At 67.2% G+C, this 21287-nt stretch carries 19 protein-coding genes and 1 pseudogene; 5 read left to right on the top strand and 15 right to left on the bottom strand.

Annotated features, from left to right (window positions below; translation table 11 throughout):
• The first annotated feature begins 168 nt into the window (after nucleotides 1-168).
• The 3 genes from flgA to FAZ98_RS13585 all read left to right on the top strand — a co-directional run bounded on the left by flgA (nucleotide 169) and on the right by FAZ98_RS13585 (nucleotide 2518).
• Entirely contained in the window at nucleotides 169-1512 is a 1344-nt protein-coding gene (gene flgA / locus FAZ98_RS13575; protein ID WP_158951678.1) for a flagellar basal body P-ring formation chaperone FlgA, read from the top strand.
• A 157-nt stretch (nucleotides 1513-1669) separates the two neighbouring features.
• Nucleotides 1670-2023 carry a flagellar biosynthesis anti-sigma factor FlgM gene (gene flgM / locus FAZ98_RS13580; RefSeq protein WP_158951679.1) on the top strand — a complete coding sequence of 118 codons (354 nt, stop codon included), beginning with the start codon at nucleotides 1670-1672 and terminating at the stop codon, nucleotides 2021-2023.
• A gap of 51 nt (nucleotides 2024-2074) precedes the next feature.
• Nucleotides 2075-2518: a flagella synthesis protein FlgN gene (locus FAZ98_RS13585; RefSeq protein WP_158951680.1), complete on the top strand. Its 444-nt coding sequence runs from the start codon at nucleotides 2075-2077 to the stop codon at nucleotides 2516-2518.
• A 127-nt stretch (nucleotides 2519-2645) separates the two neighbouring features.
• Here FAZ98_RS13585 and FAZ98_RS13590 read toward each other — a convergent pair whose 3' ends face one another.
• The 5 genes and pseudogenes from FAZ98_RS13590 to flhF all read right to left on the bottom strand — a co-directional run bounded on the left by FAZ98_RS13590 (nucleotide 2646) and on the right by flhF (nucleotide 7613).
• Nucleotides 2646-3131, bottom strand: coding sequence for a GNAT family N-acetyltransferase (locus tag FAZ98_RS13590; protein WP_233272620.1), 486 nt, complete (start codon nucleotides 3129-3131; stop codon nucleotides 2646-2648).
• A complete protein-coding gene (locus FAZ98_RS13595; protein ID WP_158951681.1) occupies nucleotides 3106-3426 on the bottom strand; it encodes a type II toxin-antitoxin system TacA family antitoxin in 321 nt (106 codons plus the stop codon). The genes FAZ98_RS13590 and FAZ98_RS13595 overlap by 26 nt, the downstream gene beginning before the upstream one ends.
• 175 nt (nucleotides 3427-3601) lie before the next feature.
• Nucleotides 3602-4333 (bottom strand): RNA polymerase sigma factor FliA, encoded by a 732-nt coding sequence (locus tag FAZ98_RS13600; protein WP_158951987.1) that lies wholly within the window; start codon nucleotides 4331-4333, stop codon nucleotides 3602-3604.
• A gap of 459 nt (nucleotides 4334-4792) precedes the next feature.
• Nucleotides 4793-5575: pseudogene (locus FAZ98_RS13605) on the bottom strand (MinD/ParA family ATP-binding protein); the annotation flags it as partial.
• Nucleotides 5568-7613 carry a flagellar biosynthesis protein FlhF gene (gene flhF / locus FAZ98_RS13610; protein WP_158951682.1) on the bottom strand — a complete coding sequence of 682 codons (2046 nt, stop codon included), beginning with the start codon at nucleotides 7611-7613 and terminating at the stop codon, nucleotides 5568-5570. The pseudogene FAZ98_RS13605 and the gene flhF, both read right to left, overlap by 8 nt.
• A 429-nt stretch (nucleotides 7614-8042) precedes the next feature.
• Between flhF and FAZ98_RS13615 the strand changes: the two genes are divergently transcribed.
• Together FAZ98_RS13615 and FAZ98_RS13620 are read left to right on the top strand one after the other, a co-directional pair.
• Nucleotides 8043-8387, top strand: a complete 345-nt coding sequence (locus FAZ98_RS13615) for a toxin (protein ID WP_158951683.1) — start codon at nucleotides 8043-8045, stop codon at nucleotides 8385-8387.
• A complete protein-coding gene (locus FAZ98_RS13620) occupies nucleotides 8384-8698 on the top strand; it encodes a helix-turn-helix domain-containing protein (protein ID WP_158951684.1) in 315 nt (104 codons plus the stop codon). The genes FAZ98_RS13615 and FAZ98_RS13620 overlap by 4 nt, the downstream gene beginning before the upstream one ends.
• 74 nt (nucleotides 8699-8772) lie before the next feature.
• On the opposite strand, the gene flhA is transcribed toward FAZ98_RS13620, so the two are convergent.
• The 10 genes from flhA to FAZ98_RS13670 form a co-directional block, all read right to left on the bottom strand.
• The gene (flhA, locus tag FAZ98_RS13625) at nucleotides 8773-10875 is read right to left on the bottom strand and encodes a flagellar biosynthesis protein FlhA (RefSeq protein WP_158951685.1); all 2103 of its coding nucleotides are present in this window, start codon (nucleotides 10873-10875) and stop codon (nucleotides 8773-8775) included.
• On the bottom strand, nucleotides 10872-12167 hold the full coding sequence (gene flhB, locus FAZ98_RS13630) for a flagellar biosynthesis protein FlhB (protein ID WP_158951686.1): 1296 nt from the start codon (nucleotides 12165-12167) through the stop codon (nucleotides 10872-10874). Before flhB ends, flhA begins: the two co-directional genes overlap by 4 nt.
• A 388-nt stretch (nucleotides 12168-12555) precedes the next feature.
• Nucleotides 12556-13857, bottom strand: a complete 1302-nt coding sequence (locus FAZ98_RS13635) for a DUF3443 domain-containing protein (RefSeq protein WP_158951687.1) — start codon at nucleotides 13855-13857, stop codon at nucleotides 12556-12558.
• Between the two features lie 17 nt (nucleotides 13858-13874).
• The gene (locus tag FAZ98_RS13640; RefSeq protein WP_158951988.1) at nucleotides 13875-14348 is read right to left on the bottom strand and encodes a DUF2844 domain-containing protein; all 474 of its coding nucleotides are present in this window, start codon (nucleotides 14346-14348) and stop codon (nucleotides 13875-13877) included.
• 442 nt (nucleotides 14349-14790) lie between these two features.
• Nucleotides 14791-15516, bottom strand: coding sequence for a protein phosphatase CheZ (cheZ, locus tag FAZ98_RS13645; RefSeq protein WP_407672012.1), 726 nt, complete (start codon nucleotides 15514-15516; stop codon nucleotides 14791-14793).
• A gap of 1 nt (nucleotide 15517) precedes the next feature.
• Nucleotides 15518-15913 (bottom strand): chemotaxis response regulator CheY, encoded by a 396-nt coding sequence (gene cheY / locus FAZ98_RS13650; RefSeq protein ID WP_112169901.1) that lies wholly within the window; start codon nucleotides 15911-15913, stop codon nucleotides 15518-15520.
• 154 nt (nucleotides 15914-16067) lie between these two features.
• Nucleotides 16068-17147, bottom strand: coding sequence for a protein-glutamate methylesterase/protein-glutamine glutaminase (locus FAZ98_RS13655; RefSeq protein WP_325072388.1), 1080 nt, complete (start codon nucleotides 17145-17147; stop codon nucleotides 16068-16070).
• Nucleotides 17148-17206: 59 nt separating this feature from the next.
• Nucleotides 17207-18007: a chemoreceptor glutamine deamidase CheD gene (cheD, locus tag FAZ98_RS13660; RefSeq protein WP_158951690.1), complete on the bottom strand. Its 801-nt coding sequence runs from the start codon at nucleotides 18005-18007 to the stop codon at nucleotides 17207-17209.
• Nucleotides 18004-18963, bottom strand: coding sequence for a CheR family methyltransferase (locus tag FAZ98_RS13665; protein ID WP_158951691.1), 960 nt, complete (start codon nucleotides 18961-18963; stop codon nucleotides 18004-18006). Before FAZ98_RS13665 ends, cheD begins: the two co-directional genes overlap by 4 nt.
• Nucleotides 18964-19253: 290 nt before the next feature.
• A complete protein-coding gene (locus tag FAZ98_RS13670; protein WP_158951692.1) occupies nucleotides 19254-21122 on the bottom strand; it encodes a methyl-accepting chemotaxis protein in 1869 nt (622 codons plus the stop codon).
• Nucleotides 21123-21287 lie beyond the last annotated feature (165 nt).

The raw sequence follows: 21287 nt of genomic DNA on the forward strand, positions 1-21287 counted from the left end.
CGTTAGGCGCTCGGTCCAGAGGCCTTTGCGCATGGAGAGGAATGTTAGGGGGGGAGCGCAAGAACCAATCTGACGAATAGCCGGTAAAGCGCCCCTCTATTCGAGGGAAGCGCGCGGGATGCGCCCCCTAGAATGCGAGGCGTGTCAATGCATTGATGGAGAAAGACGATGCCGCAGCTTGCTACCTTCCGTGGGCCGCGCGCCGGCCGCACGCGCGGCGGGGCGTCGTGGGTTTTTTCCGCTGTCTGTTCGTGGGTCGCGCTGTCCTGCGCGGTCATGGGCGCGAACGCCCAGGCGCAAAGCGCGCCCGAGGGCGCGGTTTTCATCGCCGGTAACGGCGACCGCGCGGGCGCCGACGCCGCGCAGATGAACGCGATGCTCGCGACCAGCGCAACCCGCGCGAAGCCGGGCGCCAATGGCGCCGGCTCGCCGATGCCGGCGGCCGCGCCGAACCTGCGCGCGGCCAGCTACGCCGACCTCAACTCGCACGGCGTGCCCGAAGATGCGCGCGCGGGCGTGGACACCGCCGGCATGATTACGATTCCCGGCCCCGGCGAGCGCGCGCAACCCGGCGACGCTCCGCAGATCGTGACGATTCCCGCGCCCGGCGCGAACCCGGCCGCGGCGCGCCCCGCCGCGTTCCCGGCGCGACCGGCTCAAGCCGCTCAGGTCGCTCAGCCGATGCGGATTCCGTCGACGACGGCCGCCGCCGCCAATGCGGCCAATGCGGCCAACGCGGGCGGCATGCAACGCGTGAGCCTGCAAACCGCCGCGACGCGCGTCGCGCCCGTTACCGTGAACGCGGCCGCGACTGCGCCCGCTCAACCTGCTCAACCCGCCGCGCCCGGCACCAGCGCGGTCACGCCGAACACCCCGGCGACGCCGCCCGGCCAGCAGGACGGCGAATCGATCCGCGCCGCCGCGCTCGCGTATTTGCAGCAGCAGTCGGCGGGCTTGCCGGGCAAGGTCGGCATTACGGTCGGGCCGGCGTTTCCGCGCGGCCTCGCCGCCTGCACCTCGCTCGAACCGTTCATGCCGCCCGGCGCGCGCATGATGGGCCGCACGACCGTGGGCGTGCGCTGCGTGGGCGCGAAGCCGTGGACGCTCTATCTGGGCGCGCGCATCGAAGTCGACATCACTTATTACGTCGCGGCGCGCCAGATCGGCGCGGGCGAGGCGATTTCGGCCGCCGATCTCTCGCCGCGCGCGGGCGATCTCGCCATGCTGCCGCAAACCATCATCACCGACCCGAACCAGGCGAGCGGCGCCGTCGCGCTCGCGCGCATCTCCGCCGGCCTGCCGCTGCGCACGGACATGGTCCGCAGCGCGTCGTCGGTGGTGATCGGCCAGATGGTGAAGGTGGTCGCGGTGGGTACCAATTTCACGATTTCCGCCGAAGGCAGCGCGCTCAACAACGCCGAGCCGGGCCAGCAGGTGCGCGTGCGCACGAGCGGGGGTCAGATCATTACGGGGGTGGTGAAAGACGCGGGAACGGTGGAAATCCAGATTTGACGGCAATGTGATCGAAGGGCAGGAACAGCGCCTCTTTGCGCGGCATCCCGGCTATGTGCGGCAGCACACGTAACAGCATGTAACGCTGGGACTTTCTCGCTAAAGTTCGGCCGCGACCCGCCGTTAAAGAGATCAAATCCGATAAGGGAAGCCCATCGTGAAAGTAGATTCCTCCACCCTGAACAACACGCTCGCGCTGCAAGACGGCGCCGCGCGTACCCAAGATTCCGCCGCCAGCGTCAGCGCAGGCGGCACGGCGACGCCCGCGGCAACGACCGCGACGGCCGCCGGCACGTCGGCCGCCTCCGGTGACGCCAACGTGAACCTCTCGTCGCTGTCGTCGACGCTGCGCTCGCTCGCCGCGAGCGGTTCGGCCGACATCGACATGGCTCACGTTCAGTCGATCAAGGATGCGATCAAGAACGGCACGCTGCAAATCGACTCCGGCAAGATCGCCGACGGTGTGCTGCAAACCGCGCGCGACCTCATGAAGCCGTCGTCGGGCAGCTAAGCCTCGAGACGCGACGAGACCGGCGCATCCCTGTTTTTTTTGGTGCTAGTGATGAAAGATGCCCTCCTTGCCACACTGATCGACGAACACGCGACCGTTGAAGCGTTCGCGTCGCTGCTCGCCTACGAAGAGAAGGCGCTCGTGTCGGCGGACGGCATGGAAGCGCTGCCGCAGATCGTCGAACAGAAGACCACGCTCACGGCGCGCCTCGCCGGCCTGGAAAAGGCCCGCGACTCGCAACTGGCCGGCCTCGGCCTGCCCGCCGGGCGCAAGGGCATTGAACTGGCCTGCGACGTCGACCCGCGCATCGCGACCCAGTGGGCGCTGCTCAAGGGTTCGACCGAACGCGCGCGCCGCCGCAACCTCACGATCGGCATGATGATCCGCACGCGCATGGAACATAACCGCCGCGCGCTGGCGATCCTGCGCGGCGAAACGAGCCAGGGCGCGATGCTGTATGGTCCGGATGGCCGCCTGCCGGCGTTCGGGCTGTAAGCGGGCGATTGAGAATCGAGCGCCGCGGCGGCTTCGCGCGGCGCGGTGGAAGACAGGCGAACGCCAGGGTTCGCGCAAGAGAAAGCCGGAGCGGATGCTTCGGCTTTTTTGTTTTGGCGGCGGCGATCTAGATTTGCTTGAGCGTCGCGATTGGCAGAAACAGTCTGCGCGGGATACCGGTGAACGCTTCGAAACCGTATTTCCGGTAGAAGCCGGCGGCGTTTTCGTCGATCGCATCCACCACGACGCATTGCACGCCGATCGCCGCCGAGGCGCTCAAGGCGGTATCGAGCGCGTGCGCCAGAAGTTCCTCGCCGAGCCCTTGACCTTTGTACTCCGAATCGACCGCCAGGCGGCCGAGCAATACGGCGGAGACGCTTCTCGGCAAACGGACGCCCGGCATTCCTTCGGTTTCCACCGCCGTAGCCGCGAGCGCGTAGTATCCGACCACGGTTCCCGGCGCGCTGGCCAAAACGGCGACATAGGTTCGCGACAGATTTTTCTTCTGATGCTGGCCTGCGATATTGCGCAGCCATTCATCAAGAGAACCGACGCCGCAGTCGAAACGGCTGCGGTCGTCGCCATCTTCAAGCCTTCGTATCAGCGCTTCCACTCTTCTTGTTCCGAAAGCGTGCCATTGCGCGCTGCAAGGCTTCGTTGGGCTTGGGGGGATCGTCGAGCAATGCGCAGAAACGCTTCGACTCCGCTACCGTCAAGCGGATGGAGCGAATCACTTCATCGCGCTCGATGACTTCCTCTGCCGCTCGCAGTGCCGACTGCACAATGAACTGGTTGAGCGTACTGCCCGAAAGATCTGCAGCCAGCTGCAGGATTTCCTGCTTTTCTGCACTCAACCGCGCAGTAATGCGCCCGCGGCTGGAATTTTCCATACCGCTGTTGATCGCCATGATTTTTTCTCGTGTCGAAAAGTGAAATGACTATATCACGATGGTGCCAAAATGGCACCATCGACGCCATTTTGACTCCAATGCGCCCCAAAAACAAAAAAGCCGAAGTGCCCAAAGGCACTCCGGCTTCCTTGCTGCAACCGGTTCGCGAGGGGAGCGCGAACCGTCTACCGCCTCAACTTTCCGCGGCCGCCCACGACATCTCGCGCAGACGCGTACGCAGTCGCGCCACCGCCTGGCTGTGCAGCTGGCACACGCGCGATTCGCTCACTTCCATGACCGCGCCGATTTCGCGCAGGTTCATGCCGCGCTCGTAGTAGAGCGACATCAGCAGCTTCTCGCGTTCCGGCAGACGGTCGATCGCCTCGACCAGCGCGCCGCGCAGGCTGTCGTCGAGCAGCGCCGAAAGCGGGTCCGAATGATCGACGCAGTAGCGGTCGAGGAACGGCTCGTCCTCGGCGGAGCGGTCGAAGTCTTCGTAATAGATCAGCTGGCTGCCGTGCAGGTCCTGCAGCATGCCCTGATACTCGTCGAGCGGCATGTTCAGGTGCTCGGCCACCTCGGCTTCGCTCGCCGAGCGGCCCAGACGCTGTTCCACCTTGTGCACCGCGCTTTCCACCTCGCGCGAGGTGCGGCGCAGGCTGCGCGGCAGCCAGTCGTTACTGCGCAGCTCGTCGAGCATCGCGCCGCGAATGCGCTGGCTCGCGTAGGTTTCGAACTGCGCGCCCTGATCTTCCTTGTAGCGGTTCGCCGCGTCGAGCAGGCCGATCATGCCGGCCTGGATCAAGTCGTCGAGATCCACGCTCGCGGGCATCTTGGCCACGAGCTGCAAGCCCAACCGCCTGACGAGCGGTGCGTATTTCGCCAGCACGTCGGCCTGCGAAATCTTTCCTTGAGCGTTGTACATCATGCTCTCCTCTCCTGGCCGGAGCCGGCGCCCTCGCGCCTCGCTCCAACCCATGCTGTTGCTTCTGACCTTTGTTGCATCACGGCGCGCACGTCATGCGTGCGTCGGCGTGCGCTGCGCGGGCGTGTCGGTTCGCCAGCCCGCGTGGGCTGGCGCGGATGGTGCGTCCTGCACCGTCGTCACGGTCGACACGCCCGTCACCGCCGCCACGAACGACTCTGCGTTCGCGGCCAGCGCGACCTGCGCGGCTTGCGTGTTGTCTCGCGCGGCCATGGCTTGCACCAGACCGCGGGTTTGCCTGACGTTCCCGGCATCGTCGGCGTGCAGCGCACGCGACTGGCGATCCTCGGGTTCGTCATGGTCCTGCTGGCCGGCCACTGCGCCGGCGGAAAGCGTGCGTTCGTTCTCGGCGACGTCGTCCGCGAAACGCGTCGGCGCCGGCGAGAGTGCCGATACGGCGGGCCGCATCGGCCAGTGCGGCAACTCGTCCGCGAGGTGGCGGAAGTCGCGCGCGGCGGCCGTCGACGGAAACGCATCGACGATGCAGCGCGCCAGTTGCAGCGCCCGCGCCATGTGCGGATCGGCGGCCACGTAGCCCGCGCTCTCCAGCGAGACGCTCAGGTAGCGGCTCGCCACACCGGCGAGGTTTTCGATCGCGGCCTGCGCGTCGTTCAAACTCGACACGTAGTTCGCCAGCACCCGGAACTGCGCGATCGCATGCGCGAAGTGCAGCCGTTTCATGCAGGCATAGGCGTCGGTGATCGCCTGCGCGCCGATACGCATCACGAGCAGCACGTCGTGCGCGTGCATCGCGAGCGGCGAGAGCGCGCCTTCGGCGTCGAGCTGCGCATCGATCAGCACGATGTCGGCCGGGCCCGAGAGCACTTTCTGCAACTGCTGGCTCGTGTACTGCGAGCGGTTGTCGCGCGAGGCGGCGAGCACGCCGAAACCGAGCGCGTGGCGGCCGACCGCTTCTTCGAGCGTGCGTTCTCCGCGCATCACCGCCGCGAAGCTGCCCGCGCCGCGCACGCCGCCGACCGTCGCGCAGACCGAGCGCGGGCCGAGGCATTCGTCGATCACGAGCACGTCCTTGCCGTGTCCCGTGAGCGCCGCCGCGAGGTTGACCACGGCGGTGGTGCGGCCGGGCGATCCGGCGCCTCCCGTGACCGCGACCACGCGCGAGCCTTCGCGCGCAAGCAGACGCCGCAGACCTTCGGCCTGATCGATGACGAACTTATCCAAACCGGACCTCGGGCGCTTGCGTGTTCGAACGGGTCGACAGCGCCGACAACAGCGCCGGAATGTCATCCTCGTGCGGCACGAACGGCGAGCGGTCGCGCGGGATACAGAAAGCGCTGCGGATCAGGAAGCGCCGCGTCGCCACGTAAAGGTTCTCGGGCACTTTCTGGCCCGTCGAAACGTAGTGCACGGGCAGCTTGTAGCGCAGCACGGTATCGAGCGCGCCGCCGAGATTGGTGGCTTCGTCGAGCTTGGTGAGAATGCAGCCCGTGAGCGGCGCGTCGTCGCTCTGGTAGGCCTGCACCACTTCGTTGAGCGTGTCGCCGTGACCCGTCGCCGAGAGCAGCAGGATGCGCTGCACCGGGCGGCCCGCGCCGCACAGCATGGCGATCTGGTCGGCCACCGCGCGGTCGCGCTGGCTCATGCCGATCGTGTCGATCAGGACGATGTGCTTGTTCTTGAGTTCGGCGAGCGCGAGTTGCAGGTCGGCGCCGTCGCGCACCGCGTGCACGGACACGCCGAGGATCTTGCCGAAGATGCGCAGTTGCTCGTGACCGCCGATACGGTAGCTGTCGGTCGTGAGCAGCGCGACCTTGCTGGCGCCGAAGCGCATCACGCAGCGCGCCGCGAGCTTGGCCGTGGTCGTGGTCTTGCCCACGCCCGTCGGGCCCATCAGCGCGAACACGCCGCCGCGCTCCATCAGCGATTCTTCGTCTTCGAGCACCGGCAGGTTCGATTCGAGCACCGACTGGAGCCATTCCATGCCGGCTTCCTCGGTTTCGACTTCGGGCAGGCGGTCGATCATCATCTTCACGAGCTGCGCCGAGAAACCGGCCGCGAACAGCTGCTTCGTGAGCGCGCCCTGCACCGGGCTGCGGCGTTGGCGCTCGCCCCACAGCAGGCCGGCGAACTGCTCTTCCATCATGCCGCGCATCGAGGCGAGCTCGCTCATCACGGTCTCGTTGACAACCTGCTCGATGCGCGCGCGGATCGCTTCGCTCACCGTGGCAGCCGTGCTTTGCGCGGGGTTCTTGTCGTCGCGCTTCGTGGGCGCGGGGCCGGCGGCGTCGGCGCTCTGGCCGATGCTCTGCGCGGCGCGGCGCGCGGCGACGTAGGCGGCTTCGCGGGCCCACTGCGGCTGCGAGGCTTCGACGTCGGCGGGACGCACCGGATCGGCGATGTTGCCGAGGCCTCTCGCCGTGGCCGCCGAGGGCGTCATGCCGGATTCGCGCACGCCGTCCTTCTGGTTGGCGATGCGGCGCGCGTGGTCGATCAGCCAGGGATTCGTTTCCGCCATCGTGCGCGGCGCGTCGAACGGGCCGTCGGACTTCGCGGCGCTCTCGAGCAGCGAGGCGGCTTCGTGCGCGCCCAGCGGCGGGAGGTTCGCGCCGGCGTTTGCGGCGTTCAGCGAGGCGAACGGCGCGGCGGCCTGATTCGCGGCGAAGGCGGCTTGCATCGTCGATTGCAGCGTCGCGGGCATGGGCGACTGCGCGGCTTGCTGGCCGGCGGCGGCGCGCGAGGCCGAAGCGAACGGCGTGCTGGGCGGCGTGGGCAGCGCGGCGGCGGCCGAGGCCGCTTCCTTGCCGAGCGTGACGCTCGTGTCGGCGGCGTAGTCGTCGTCGCCTTCGGCGTCGGCGTGGCTGCCGTCGTGCTCGGCGCCCACTTCCGGGCTCGCGCCGAACACCGACGAGAACAGGTCCGGCATGCCGCCGCTCGCGTAGGGATTCGCACCCGCGCCAGGCGCCGGGGCGACCGGCGCGGCGGCCGTGACCGGGGCGCTCAGCGCGGCGGGGGACGCGGCGCGCGGCGCGCGCGTCATCGAGGCGGCGGCTTGCGCGAACGGGCTGCCGCCCTGACCTTGCGCGGCGCCTTCGCTGCCGGGGGCGATTGCAGCGAGATCGCGGTCGGCGAGCGCGACGATCTCGACGTTGCCGTCTTCGAGCGTGCGGTTCGACAGGACGACGGCGTCCGCGCCCAGCGCTTCGCGTACGAGTCGTAACGCGTCGCGGCTGGTGCCACCGATGAATTTGCGAATGTTCAAGCTAAGCCCCTGGAGAGGTAAGCGGCCTCGTGCGCCGCCGGTCGTCTGTTTGCCGAAATGCTGCTGGATCCCTGCCGCCCCGCGTCTCGCGCCAGGGCTTTTCCGATGGTGAAATTATTTCGCCGCCGGGCACTTCACGATCGATGGATCAAGCCGGAGAAATGTGGGTAATTCGCGGGATGGGGGGTGGGCGGGGAGTGGCTCGAATCGAGCGGGGGGTGGCCCTTTTTGCGATGGGCCCGACTCCGGGGGCTCGCCGTACGGTTTCGATGAGCGATCTTGCGGCGAATCAAGGGGTAGCTGAGCGCCAGCAGCTTGTGCAGGAACCAATCCAGCACGGCTCGGCCGTACCCCATCTGGCTGGTGAAGCTCCCCAATTCGCTACTCAATCTATACGCAAATTGCGTATAATCTATCGACCGTTGCGCAATGAACGCCCTATTCGTCGAACTCTCTTTGTTTCGCGAGCGCCGCGCCGCCTATCTCGATGACGAGGCATACCGGGCGCTTCAAAACGAATTGCTGGCCAATCCCGAAAAAGGCGATCTCATCCGCCATACGCATGGTCTGCGCAAAGTGCGCTGGAAGGATGCGCGGCGCGGAAAAGGCAAGCGTGGCGGCCTTCGGGTGATTTATTACCACTGGGTTGGCGGCGCGCAATTCTGGATGTTCTTCGTTTATGACAAAGACGAAGTCGAAGATCTCAACCAGCAGGAAGCGAAGGCGCTCGGTGTCATGCTTCGCAGGGAAATGGAAATGAGGACCGGCAGATGAAAAAAGCTCGTCTTTTCGACGCACTCAAGCAAGGACTCGACGAACTCGCAGCCGAGCGCGAGGGCAAGCTCACGCTGCATACGGTGACGCTCGAGGCGCCGGAGCCGCTGGACGTCACAGCAGACGAAATCCGCTCCGTGCGCGAGGCGGTCAATGTTTCCCAGGCGGTCATGGCGCGGCGTCTTCGCGTGAACGTGCGCACCTGGCAGAACTGGGAACAGGGAAAAGCGAAACCCAACGCCCAGGCAGCCGTGCTCATCAAGCTCGTGGAAAAGCATCCGCAAACGCTCGAACTCCTCGAAGCGCTCTAACGCCTCCGCCGCATCTCCACGCCGCATAAAAAAAGCCCGCATCCCGCGGGCTTTTTTTCCGATCCCCATCGCGATCAATTCCCGCCGATCACGTTCACCACGCGCACGCTGCGCGTATCCGGCACTTCGGCGTACGAGAGCACCTTGAGCTGCGGCAAGCTGCGGCGCAGGAAGCGCGAAAGCATCGGTCGCAGCGCGTGCTGCACGAGCATCACGGGCGCGAGCCCCATCGCCTGCTGGCGTCCCATGGCCGCTTCGGTATGCGTGAGCAGCGTGTGAGCGAGACCCGGTTCGAGGCCCGGGTTCGGACCCGAGGTGAGCGTCTGCGAGAGCACGCGTTCGAGGTTCGCGTCGAGGCCCATGACCTGCATGTCGCCGCTGCCAGGGAACCACTGCTGCGTGATCGCGCGGCCGAGCGCGATACGCACCACCGCCGTGAGATCGTGCGCATCCGAAACGCGCGGCGTGTGCTCCGAAAGCGACTCCATGATCGTGCGCATGTCGCGGATCGGCACGCCTTCTTCCAGCAGATTCTGCAGCACCTTCTGCAGCGTCGTGACCGGCAGCACCTTCGGCACCAGATCGTCCACGAGCGAAGGCGTGTCCTTCTGCACGCGCTCCATCAGCGCCTGCACTTCGCGGCGGCCCAGCAGTTCGGCGGCGTGCGAGACCACGAGGTGGTTCAGGTGAGTCGCCACCACCGTGCTCGAATCGACCACCGTGTAGCCGAACACCTGCGCCTGTTCGCGCATGTTCGCGTCGATCCACACCGCCGGCAGGCCGAACGCCGGATCGGTGGTCGGCGTGCCCGGCAGCATCGCGCTCACCTGACCCGGATTGATCGCGAGCCACTGGCCCGGATACGCCTCGCCCGTGCCCACTTCCACGCCCTTGAGCGTGATGCGGTACGCATTCGGACGCAGTTCGAGGTTGTCGCGAATATGGATGACCGGCGGCAGGAAGCCGATTTCCTGCGCGAACTTCTTGCGGATGCTCTTGATGCGCTTGAGCAGTTCGCCGTCGGTGTTCTTGTCGACGAGCGGAATGATGCGGTAGCCCACTTCGAGGCCGAGCGTGTCGATGAGCGCCACGTCGTCCCAGGTCGCTTCGGCGTTTTCGGCCGGCGCGAGCGGCGTGGGTTCGAGGTCGGCGACCACCGAGCTTTCCTTCTTCGCCTCGGCGTTCTTCTTCATCACGCGGCCGAGCTGGATCGCGCCGCCGCCGAGCAGCAGAAACGCGAAGTGCGGCATGCCCGGAATCAGGCCCATCGTGGCGATGATCGAACCGGTGATGAGCAGCACGCGCGGGTTCGAGAACAGCTGGCCCGTGAGCTGCGTGCCGATGTCTTCGTTGGTGCCCACGCGCGAGACGATCACGCCCGCCGCCGTGGAGATGATGAGCGACGGAATCTGCGCGACGAGGCCGTCACCGATCGTCAGCAGCGTATAGGTTTCGCCCGCCGCCGCGAACGGCATGCCGTGCTGCACCACGCCCACGATCAGGCCGCCCACGATGTTGATCGCCATGATCAGCAAACCGGCGATCGCGTCGCCGCGCACGAACTTGCTTGCACCGTCCATCGACCCGTAGAACTCGGCTTCCTGGGCGATTTCCGTGCGGCGCTTGCGGGCGGCTTCTTCGTTGATGAGACCGGCGTTCAGGTCGGCGTCGATCGCCATCTGCTTGCCGGGCATCGCGTCGAGCGTGAAGCGCGCGCCCACTTCGGCGATCCGGCCCGCGCCCTTCGTGATCACCATGAAGTTGATGACCATCAGGATCACGAACACGACGATACCCACCGCGAAGTTGCCGCCCACGAGGAAGTGGCCGAACGACTCGATCACGCGGCCCGCCGCCTCGGGGCCGGTGTGGCCTTCGAGCAGCACCACGCGGGTGGACGCCACGTTCAGCGAGAGCCGCAGCAGCGTGGAGAACAGCAGCACGCTCGGGAACGCCGCGAAGTCGAGCGGCTTCATCGTGTACATGCTGACGAGCAGCACCATCACCGAAAGCGCGATGTTGAAGGTGAAGAACAGATCGAGCAGGAACGGCGGCAACGGCAGAATCATCATGCCGAGGATCATGCAGATCAGGATCGGTCCCGCGAGCGCGCGCAGATTCGTGCCTTGCAGCACTTCCGTGCGCCGCGCGAGGAAACCACCGGTGCGGGCGTTCATTCTGATGCTCCTTCATTGCCGTCGCGCTTCGCTTTGGCGGCGCGGGCGGCGGTGTTCGATGCGGTATTCGATGCGGCCTGGGTCTTGCCGGCGGCGCTGCGCGGTTCCGGCTCGAGGGCCTCGTCGGCTTCCTCGGCTTCGTCTTCGGCGCTCACGGCACCCTTGTCCAGTTCCGGCGGCACGTCGAGATCGGTCTCGGTCGGCTCCATCGGCACGTCGCCGCCGTGTTCGCGGAAGCGCTTGAGCTGGTAGACCCATGCGAGCACCTGCGCGACCGCGCCGTACAGCGGGCCCGGAATTTCGCGGTTCAGCTCGACGTTGTAATAGAGCGCGCGGGCGAGCGGCGGCGCTTCGAGCAGCGGCACGTTGTTCTCGGTGGCGATTTCGCGGATCCGCGCGGCCACGAGGTTCACGCCCTTGGCCACCACCTTCGGGGCGCGCATCGAGCCGTCCGTGTACTGGAGCGCAACGGCGAAGTGCGTCGGGTTCGTGACCACGACGTCGGCCTTCGGCACCTGCGTCATCATGCGGCGGCGCGCGGCGGCACGCTGCTGCTGGCGAATCCGGCCCTTCACGTGCGGGTCGCCTTCGTTCTCGCGATGCTCGCGCTTCACTTCTTCCTTCGTCATGCGCAGGCGGCGGTGGAACGTCCAGATCTGGTAGGGCACGTCGAGCGCCGCCACGAGGAACATGCCGCCGACCGTCATGCCGCAGCACACGAGGATCAGATGGAACGCGTCGGCGAACGCGCGCGCCGCCGGTTGCATCGAGAGACCGACGATCTCGTCGCGGTGATTCCAGAGCGACGAACCGCCGATCAGGCCGACCACGATCGTCTTGATCAGCGACATGCCGAGCTGGATCGGGCCCTGAATCGAAAAGAGCCGCCCGAGGCCCGTGATCGGGTTCAGACGGTCGAACTTGGGTTCGAGCGACTTCGTGGAGAGGTTCCAGCCGCCAAGCGCCATCGGCGCGAGCAGCGCGGCCACGCCCGTGAGTCCGAGCACCGGCAGCACCGCCATCAAGCCCTCGCGCGCCGCCACGCCCGCGCCCGTGAGCATGGTGCGCGTCTCGAACGCGCTCGCATGATTGAACGTGAACGCGCCGCGCATCATCGACTGCAAATGCAGGCCGATGCTGCCCGACAGCAGCCAGGTCCCGAAAAAGCCCGCCGAGAGCAACGCGAATGTCGAAAACTCGCGCGAACGCGGAAGCTGCCCCTCCTCTCGCGCCTTTTCGAGGCGCTTGGGAGTGGCTGGTTCGGTTTTTTCGAGGTCGCTGTCCTCTGCCACGCAAGCTCCGGTCTCGGGCACGCGCCGCTCGTCGCGGCTGCGCGGTCTGGCGCGCGCCCTTTTTCAGTGAGAGCGATTATTGCCGGGCGCGGCAAGCCCCGATCGACGGATCAGGACCGGGAAACCGGGGTATTTCGGACAATGAAAATGGAAAAACGGCGGGCGATGCGCCTGCCGGCGGCGCCGAGCGGGCGGCCTCGCGCGAGCCGGAAGCGCGACGCGCGGGACGGAGGGTTTGTCCCGCGCCGGGAGGGGAAATTTGCGGCCAAACGGTGCCGGATCAACGACAAACCGGGCACCTGCCGCATACGGGCCCGTGAATCGGCATCAATCGACACCGATGAACGCCGATCGGCATCGAGCGGCGCGACTCGCGCCGCTCGCGCCCTTAAAACGCCACGTACGGCGCCTTGCCGCCGCTCGCGGTCTGATCCACGCCGTAATAGACGTAGCGGCCATAGAAGAACGGCAGCCCGAGATCGAGGCTCGTGACCGAGCCGAACTGTCCCGCGAGGTTGTTGGCCGCGTAGTTGTTGCCGCTGCCGAGCAACGACTGCGCGTTCGCCACGTTGAAGCTCGCGGTGCCCTTGGTGCCGTCCTTCGCCGTGAGCGCCGCGCTGAAGCTCTGCACCGTGGAGGGACAGAAGAACGTGCCGAGATTGCCGCCGCACTGCGCGAGCGCGCTGTCGGTGAAAAAGAGCCCGTTCGAGCCCGAGTCGAGGAAGCCCGTGAGCGAGCGGCTGTTCAGCGAAGCGGCCACGTTGCCCCAGGCGTCGGTGGGCAGGACCGTGGCCGCCGCCAGCGTGTTGTTCGACTGCGTGCCGATCCCGAACACGAGCGTGCCGGTCGCCGAGGGCGCGCCGCTGCTCGACACGGGCGCCATCTGCAGGATCACGCCGTTGTTGTCGGTGGCGAAGTGCGGCACGGGATTGGCCACCTGCTGCGCGATCGAGACGGCCGTGACGGTGCAGCTGGTGCCGTTCGGGCAGGCGAAGTAGTTACTGCCGCTGGCCTTGGTGCAGTTCGTGCCGCAGTCGCTGGGCGCGACGCCGATGCCCAGAATGCCGTTCGCGCCGAGATCCTGCACCGTGTTCTGCGGATCGCCGTAATTCGCGCAGGCTTGCGGCGTGGACGAGGTCGCGAGGTCGCCGATCACCTGGATGGGGATATTGGTCGCGGTTTCGCCGCCGATCTTGACGTCGGCGCTGCGGATCGAACCCCACGTGTAGCCGTCGGCGAAGGCCGTGCATTCGGCCAGCGTGCCGCCGCCGGTCGCCGCCGCCACGGGCAGCGCGCCCGAGATCGACGAAGGCAGCGCCGAAGCCAGCACGCGCAGCCCGAACGAAGCCGTATCGACCTGCACGTTGTTCACGGTCGCGCAGTTGCTCGTGCCGCTCACGCACACGGTCACGCTCACGGTGGGGATATTGGGCAACTGGCCGGTCAGCCCGGCATTGACGGTCACGGGCACCGTGTTCGAGGCATTCGCCGCGATCGGCTGCTGGCTCGGGCCGCTCGTTCCGCCGCTGGTCGAGGCGCTGTTATTGGAACCGCCGCTGCTGCCACCGCCGCCGCCGCACGCGGCGAGACAGGCAACCAGCAAGGCAACGGCGAACGAGCGCGTGGCGCGCAGCCACGAAGCGCCTGCCGTGTCACACGCGGCATCGCTCGAAAAATTGGGGGTCAGCATCGTTCGGTCTCCGCTCGTCATTGGATATCGGCGGCGCTGACGCCCGCGGGCAATGCCTGCGGCAGCCATGCCTGACCCGAAAAGGCGCCCATGTGGCCGCCCGAATGCACGACGAGCCCCGACTGTTCCACCACGCCCGGCCCGCGCACGCGGCCCGCGGCGCGGTTCGCCTTCAGGCCGGCCACGTACTGCGGGAAATAGGTGCCGAGCAGCGCCGAAAGGTCGGGCATCTGCTGGCCGTTCCACGCCACGCCGAACACGCTGCCGTCCGGGGCGAGGTATTCGCGCACGACGGTGCCGTTGGCGAGCGTGGTTTGCTGCACGGAATACGCGTTGGACGACGCGGAAGACGACGCCGCGCCTTCCACGGCCTGGCGCGCCACGGAGGAAGACGAGGAGACGGAGGAAGACGCGCCGGTCTGCGCCGCCACGGCGGCCGCGGCCGAAGCCGGACTCAGCGTGCTGACGGTGGCGCCCGCGGGCGTGGACATGGGCGCGGCGCCCAGCCCCGCGAACGCGGAAGGTGCCACGGTGGCGGCGCCCAGCGCCGCTGCGCCGAGCGCGCAGGCGAACACGGCACGGTGCGCGAGCGTGCGCGCGGCCGTGACGGAAGACGAAGTGAACGGATACAAGGCGGCCCCTCCCTTTTGTCGATGGCGCGTTGCGCCATGCGCTTCCAGGGGCCGCGCAAAAATCGTGCGGCGTATCGAGGCAGCGAAACGGGCAACGTCTGAATGCGCTTCGTTGCACTGCCGCGACGCACCGCGACAACTCACGAGCGAATGACCGGTAGTATGCCCGCGCTCGATGACATCGGACAAATCCACCGCTCGGCCAACGCACGCGCCCGATTGCGGCGCGCACGCGACCCGAACCGCACACGCAAACCACGCAAAACCCGACAAGACCGGGCCAGCCCGGCCCGACCCGCGATCAGAAACCGAGGCTCGCCAGCAGGTCGTCGACCTGCGCCTGGTCTTGCATGACGTCGGCTTTGCCTTCGGGGTCGATCTGCGGCCCGTTGAGCAGATGCTCGGGGCTGCCGGTGCCGCTGGTTTCCTCGGCGAGCGCCGCCGCCGTTGCCGCGAACTGCTCGCGACGCTCGGGGGCGATGTTCTCGACGAGCACCGTCAGCAGTTGCTGCTCGATCAGATAGACCACGTCCATGATCTTCTTGATCACCTGGCCCGTCAGGTCCTGGAAATCCTGCGCGAGCATGATTTCGAGCAGATGCTGATTCGTGGCCGCGGTCGACTGCGGCACCTGGTCGAGGAACGAGCGCGTGTCGTCCATCAGCTGGCGCACTTCCTCGCGGCCGATGGGCGCGTCGTACCACGTGGACCAGCGGCTCGACAGTTCCTTCGCGTCGCGCTCGAGCGTTTCCTGCAACGGCTTGGCGAGTTCGATCGCCGACAGCACGCGCTCGGCGGCCTGCTCCGTCATGTTGGCGACGTAGCGCAGCCGGTCGCGCGCGTCGGGCACCGCTTCCGCGGCGCGCTCGACGTGCTTGTCGAGGCCGAGCTCGCGCATCGAGTCACGCAGATTGCGCGTGAGCTGGCCGATGCGGGCAAGGATGCGATCCGACGGATCGCCCGTGCCGGCCGGCGCGTCGTCGAACGCTGCGGCGTCTTCGCCGTGCGCGCTGATGGGCTCGTTCACGTCAGCTCCCCGTCTTCGCCATCTTCTCGAGAATCTTGTTGAGCTTCTCGTCGAGCGTCGCGGCCGTGAACGGCTTGACGACATAACCGCTCGCGCCGGCCTGCGCCGCCGCGATGATGTTCTCCTTCTTCGACTCCGCCGTGACCATCAGCACCGGCAGATGCGTGAGATTCGCGTCGGCGCGAATTTCCTTGAGCATCGCGAGGCCGTCGAGATTCGGCATGTTCCAGTCGGAGATCACGAAGTCGTAGTTGCCGCCGCGCAGGCGCGCGAGGCCCGCTGCGCCGTCTTCGGCTTCGTCGACATTCGAATAGCCCAGTTCCTTGAGCAGGTTGCGGACGATCCGGCGCATCGTCGGAAAGTCGTCAACAACCAGAATCTTCATTCCCTTATCCATCTCGGTTCCATTCCTCCAGGCTAAAACCTGGGCAATTATCCAGACAAGCGCGGCGCCTATCCAGATAAATTAATCGCGAGCGATCGTACTTGCCTCAGCCGCCAGCACGATCTCTCGATATGCGTTGCTCAAGACCACTCGTTACGGGGCGCGATTACACGCGCTGCACGCGGTCGCCCATCGAGGCGAGGCGCGTCATCACGCGGCGGCTCATGTCGCCGAGCGCGGCGATTTCGTCCGCCGCACCCAGTGCGATCGCCTCGCGCGGCATGCCGAACACAATGCAGCTCGCCTCGTCCTGCGCGAGCGTGTACGCGCCCGCGCGGCGCATTTCCAGCAGGCCCGCCGCACCGTCGCGGCCCATGCCCGTCAGAATCACGCCGATGGCGTTCTTGCCCGCGTGCTGCGCCGCCGAGCGGAACAGCACGTCCACCGACGGACGGTGCCGGTTCACCGGCGGGTCGTCGGACAGGTGCGCAATATAGTTCGCGCCGCTGCGCGCGAGCAGCAAATGCGCGTGACCCGGCGCGATGTAGGCATGGCCGGGCAGCACGCGTTCGCCGTGCTCCGCTTCCTTCACGGTAATGCGGCACAGCCCGTTCAGGCGCTGTGCGAACGATTTCGTGAAACCGGGCGGCATGTGTTGCGCGATCAGCACCGCCGGCGCGTCGGGCGGCAGCGGCTGGAGCACTTCGCGAATCGCTTCGGTGCCGCCCGTGGACGCGCCCACGATGATCAGTTTTTCCGTCGACAGCAGCGGATTGTTCACCATCGCCGCGGGGCCGGATGGGTGCGCCGCGCCGTGCACGTGACCGGTATGCGCATGCGCCGCAACGCCCGCGCCCGCGGCGGCGTGCGTAACCGGGGCCGCATGATGGGCGCGCACGCGGGCGCGCGCGGCGGCGCGCACCTTGTCGGCGAGCTTTTCCGAATACTCGAGCATGCCGTCGCGAATGCCCACTTTCGGCTTGGTCACGAAATCCACGGCGCCCAGTTCGAGCGCGCGCAGCGTGATTTCGTTGCCGCGCTCGGTCAGCGACGAGACCATCACGACCGGCATGGGCCGCAGACGCATCAACTTCTCCAGGAAGTCGAGGCCGTCCATGCGCGGCATTTCCACGTCGAGCGTGAGCACGTCGGGGTTGTGCTGCTTGATCAGCTCGCGCGCGACGAGCGGGTCCGGCGCCGTCGCGACGACGGTCATGTCCGGCTGCCCGTTGATGATTTCGGTCATCAGACTGCGGATCAGCGCCGAATCGTCGACGCAGAGAACCTTGATTTTTTGCACGGCGTTCACGCCTCCTCTACTGTTCTGGCGCCGTCTTGAGCCGATACTTGACCAGATGCGCGCAGCGCGGACGCCTTCGTCCCGAAAAGCTCGACACGGGGGCGCCCGGCTTGCGGCTGCGATTGCTGTAATGGTGAATGCTTGTTCGCCGATACGGCCGGCGCGCCGGTGTTCGACGCGCTGAACAGCTCCACGCGGGCGCGCGCCCGTGCGAGACGCTCGGCGCGCGCTTCGGCGCTCTGCTCGGCGAGCCGCTGCTCGCGCTCGGCCACGCTCGTGTCCTGCGAAAGCCGCAGCTTCTTGACCATCACCTGGCCCGTGCGCGGCAGGAACGCGACCTTGCGCGGATGCGAGCCCTGCAGGTCCTCGGCGACGATACGAATGTTCTCGGTGGCGAGATAGCGGCGCACGAACGCGGCGTTGCGGTCGCCGATATTCATCGTCGTCATGCCCGCCAGCACGGCCGCGCCGCCGAACACCTTGGCTTCGAAGCGCTCGCGGCGGCCGCCCGCCTTGATGAGTTCGTTGATGAGCACTTCCATCGCGTAGGCGCCATAGCGCATCGAGTCCGAGGCGGCGTGCAGCGCGTGCGAATCCGCGCCGTCGTCGGGCAGCATGAAGTGGTTCATGCCGCCGATCCCGGCGAGCCGGTCCTGAATGCAGGCGGCCACGCACGAGCCCAGCACGGTCACGAGCACCATGTCCTCGTTGGTCGTGTAGAACTCGTTGGGCAGCAGCTTCACGCCGGGGCGCTGGAAGTGCGAGTCGAAATAGCGATTCGTCGCGATTGGCAGGCGGGCGGTCATGCCGGCGCTCCTACCGCGTCGCTCACGCGGCGCGCGGTGTCGGCCGAAGGGGCGCTCGCCGGGTCGCGGCGGCCGCGCGCGAGTTCGTACACGGTCTGGCCGCGCAGCCGGAACGCCTGCGTGACATAGGTGAAGTTTTCCGAATGGCCCGCGAACAGCAAACCGTCCGGCTTCATGAGCGGCTCGAAGCGCGTGAGCACCTGGCCCTGCGTGGGTTTGTCGAAGTAGATCATCACGTTGCGGCAGAAGATCGCGTCGAAGGTCGTGCGCAATCCGTAGTCCGCGTCGGTGAGATTGAGCTGCTCGAACTTGATCATCGCGCGCAGTTCGGGGCGCACCTTCACGAGCCCCGCATGCGAGCCGGTGCCCTTCAGGAAGAAGCGCTTGAGGCGTTCCGGCGTGAGGTGCTTGACCTGATCGAACGAGTAGACGCCCGCGGCCGCCTTGGCGAGCACCTGGGTGTCGAGGTCGGTGGCGAGCACGCGCGCCTCGCGGCCCGCGCGGTCGCCGAGCGCTTCGATCAGCGTCATCGCGATCGAATACGGCTCCTCGCCCGTGGAGGCGGCCGAGCACCACACCGAAACCTGCGAGCGGCCCTTCACGAAATCCGCGAGGATCGGGAAGTGGTGCGCCTCGCGAAAGAACGCGGTGAGGTTGGTCGTGAGCGCGTTCGTGAACGCTTCCCACTCGCTCGGGTCGTTGCGCTTTTCGAGCTCGTCGAGATAGTCGCGGAAGCTGTCGAGGCCGAGCGCGCGCAGGCGCCGCGCGAGACGGCTGTACGCCATGTCGCGTTTGTGGTCCGAGAGCGAGATGCCCGCGCGGCGGTGGATCAGCGCGCGAATGCGCTCGAAGTCCGCCGAGGTGAACTCGAAGTCGCGGCTAGTCTCGCCCATGCCGGGCGCCGCGCCGCGCGCCGGTTCGCCGGCGTCGTGACGCGGGGTTCGCGGCGCTTTCATGCTCGTGCTCCTTCGCCGCGTCCGACCGCTCGCAATGCGTGCGGCGCACGGGCGTCCTGCATCGTGCCCGTCGCCCGGAGGGCGGCGTGCGAACGATCTTGCCGTTGGGTTGCGCTCATGTGCATTGCCTTGCTCTCGTTGCCTTGCGTTGCTCGTCGTTGCCGTGACTTCCGTGCTGCTTCCGTGCTGCTTCAGTGCTGCGGTGCTGCTTTGCTGTTACGTCGATACTGCGCGGCTTCGCCGTAGCGCCGCATGCTGCCAGCGCTCCGTGTCGTGCGCTTGTAAAAGCGTCAGAACGTTTCCCAGTCCGAATCGTCGGAGGCCGACGACGTGTAAGCGGACGAGCCGATCGTCGGCTCGCTGCGCACGGGCGCCTTCGCGAGCGGCTTCGCGGGCGGCTTCGGCAAGGGCTTCGCGACCGGCGCGGGCGCGCTCGCGACTTCCGTCGCCGCGGCCGGGACCGCCGCCATCGGCGCAACCGCCTTCGCGGCGCTGCGTTTCGCCGGCGCCTTCGCGGCGGATGCCGGTGCCGTGGCCGATACAGCAGGCGCCTTCGCTACCGCTGCCGTCACCGCCGCCGGCGGCGTCTTGCCGCGACCCAGCACGCCGCCCGTACGCCAGCGGCTCAGCACGTTCTGCAACTGACGCGTCTGTTCTTCGAGCGAGGCGGCGGCCGCCGCCGCTTCTTCCACCAGCGCCGCGTTCTGCTGCGTGACGGTGTCCATCTGCGTGACGGCGCGGTTGACCTGCTCGATACCGCCCGACTGTTCCTCGGACGCCGCGCTGATCTCACCCATGATGTCGGTCACGCGACGCACGGCCTGAAGGATTTCTTCCATCGTCGTGCCGGCGCGGCCCACGAGTTCCGAACCGCTCTGCACCTTCTCGACGGAATCGTTGATCAGTTCCTTGATTTCCTTCGCCGCGCTCGCGCTGCGCTGCGCGAGGCTGCGCACTTCGCCCGCGACCACGGCGAAGCCGCGGCCCTGCTCGCCCGCGCGCGCCGCTTCCACGGCCGCGTTCAGCGCGAGAATATTGGTCTGGAACGCAATGCCCTCGATCACGCTGATGATGTCGACGACCTTGGTCGAGCTTGCCGCGATGCCCTGCATCGTGTGCACGACTTCGCCCACCACTTCGCCGCCGCGCGTGGCGATATCGGAGGCGTTCACGGCCAGCTGGCTCGCCTGGCGCGCGTTGTCGGCGTTCTGCTTCACGGTGCTCGTGAGCTGTTCCATGCTCGACGCCGTTTCCTGCAGCGAAGCCGCCTGCTGCTCGGTGCGCTGCGACAGATCGGTGTTGCCCATCGCGATCTCGCGCGCGCCCACGTCGATCGAACCCGCGCCCGTATGCACGGCCGCGACCAGCGTCACGAGGCTGTCCTGCATCTGCTTGATCGAGGCGAACAGACGCCCGATCTCGTTCTTGCTGTAGACGTTCACCGGCTGCGAGAGATCGCCCTGGGCGATGCGCTCGAAGCAGGTCACGGCGTCGGCGAGCGGCTGCACGATCAGGCCGCGCAGCGCGAAGCGGATCGCCACCAGCAGCACCAGCGCCACCACCAGCGCCACGCCGATCAGCACGCGCATCGTGGTGATTTGCGAACGCGCGCTGGCTTCGCGCGCCTGCGCGCCGTCCTGAAGCTGCTGGGCGATCGGCGCGGCCACGCTGTCGTAATCCACGAACAGCGGGCTGATCTTCGTGTCGGCCACGGCGTGATACGCCGCCTGGTCGTTGGCGCGCAGCGCCGCGAATTCCGGCTGCACGCCGTTTTCCAGCAGCGTCGTGCGTTTGGTCGCGAGCGCGTCGAGCGTTGCCGCGTCGATGCCGCTCTTTTGCGCGCCCTGGAACGCCTTCCACGCGTCGTTCGACTTGCCGAGCAGTGCTTCGGCGCGATCGATCGCCTTCTTCGCTTCGTCGGCGTTGCCCGCGGCCGCGAGTGCGCTGCCGCGTTCGAGCGAGACGCGCGAGCGCAGCAGGAACGACGAGGCGTCGTTCAGCGTGTGCATCGCGACCAGATCGCCGCGCGCGATGGCGCCGAGCGAGTCGCTCGCGTTGCCGAGCGCAATCTGCCCGAGCGCGCCGACCACCATGGTCAGCGCCACCAGAATGACTCCGACGACGGTGAGCGTCGTGCGGATCGACCACTTTTGCAGCATCTCAGTGCTCCTGTCCTGTACGAATCAGCGAGGCATCGCGGCGCGAACCGGTCGGTCGAATGGGTCAATACCCGCGTCGATACCCGATGGTCACGCGCCCGAGGCTCGTGCAAGCCAAGGCGGTTACGCCGCTCTTGTTGACTACCGGCGGCTTCCGCTCTTCCT

It is taken from the genome of Paraburkholderia acidisoli (assembly GCF_009789675.1).
GTDB classification, from domain to species: Bacteria; Pseudomonadota; Gammaproteobacteria; order Burkholderiales; family Burkholderiaceae; genus Paraburkholderia; species Paraburkholderia acidisoli.

Coding starts and splice junctions, on each gene's coding strand:
- FAZ98_RS13665 (WP_158951691.1), bottom strand. CDS start 18,963: ATGAAAGCGCCGCGAACCCCGCGTCACGACGCCGGCGAACCGGCGCGC.
- FAZ98_RS13640 (WP_158951988.1), bottom strand. CDS start 14,348: ATGTCCACGCCCGCGGGCGCCACCGTCAGCACGCTGAGTCCGGCTTCG.
- flgA (WP_158951678.1), top strand. CDS start 169: ATGCCGCAGCTTGCTACCTTCCGTGGGCCGCGCGCCGGCCGCACGCGC.
- FAZ98_RS13615 (WP_158951683.1), top strand. CDS start 8,043: ATGAACGCCCTATTCGTCGAACTCTCTTTGTTTCGCGAGCGCCGCGCC.
- FAZ98_RS13635 (WP_158951687.1), bottom strand. CDS start 13,857: ATGCTGACCCCCAATTTTTCGAGCGATGCCGCGTGTGACACGGCAGGC.
- cheY (WP_112169901.1), bottom strand. CDS start 15,913: ATGGATAAGGGAATGAAGATTCTGGTTGTTGACGACTTTCCGACGATG.
- FAZ98_RS13670 (WP_158951692.1), bottom strand. CDS start 21,122: ATGCTGCAAAAGTGGTCGATCCGCACGACGCTCACCGTCGTCGGAGTC.
- FAZ98_RS13620 (WP_158951684.1), top strand. CDS start 8,384: ATGAAAAAAGCTCGTCTTTTCGACGCACTCAAGCAAGGACTCGACGAA.
- FAZ98_RS13595 (WP_158951681.1), bottom strand. CDS start 3,426: ATGGCGATCAACAGCGGTATGGAAAATTCCAGCCGCGGGCGCATTACT.
- FAZ98_RS13585 (WP_158951680.1), top strand. CDS start 2,075: ATGAAAGATGCCCTCCTTGCCACACTGATCGACGAACACGCGACCGTT.
- FAZ98_RS13600 (WP_158951987.1), bottom strand. CDS start 4,333: ATGTACAACGCTCAAGGAAAGATTTCGCAGGCCGACGTGCTGGCGAAA.
- cheD (WP_158951690.1), bottom strand. CDS start 18,007: ATGACCGCCCGCCTGCCAATCGCGACGAATCGCTATTTCGACTCGCAC.
- FAZ98_RS13655 (WP_325072388.1), bottom strand. CDS start 17,147: ATGACCGAAATCATCAACGGGCAGCCGGACATGACCGTCGTCGCGACG.
- flhA (WP_158951685.1), bottom strand. CDS start 10,875: ATGAACGCCCGCACCGGTGGTTTCCTCGCGCGGCGCACGGAAGTGCTG.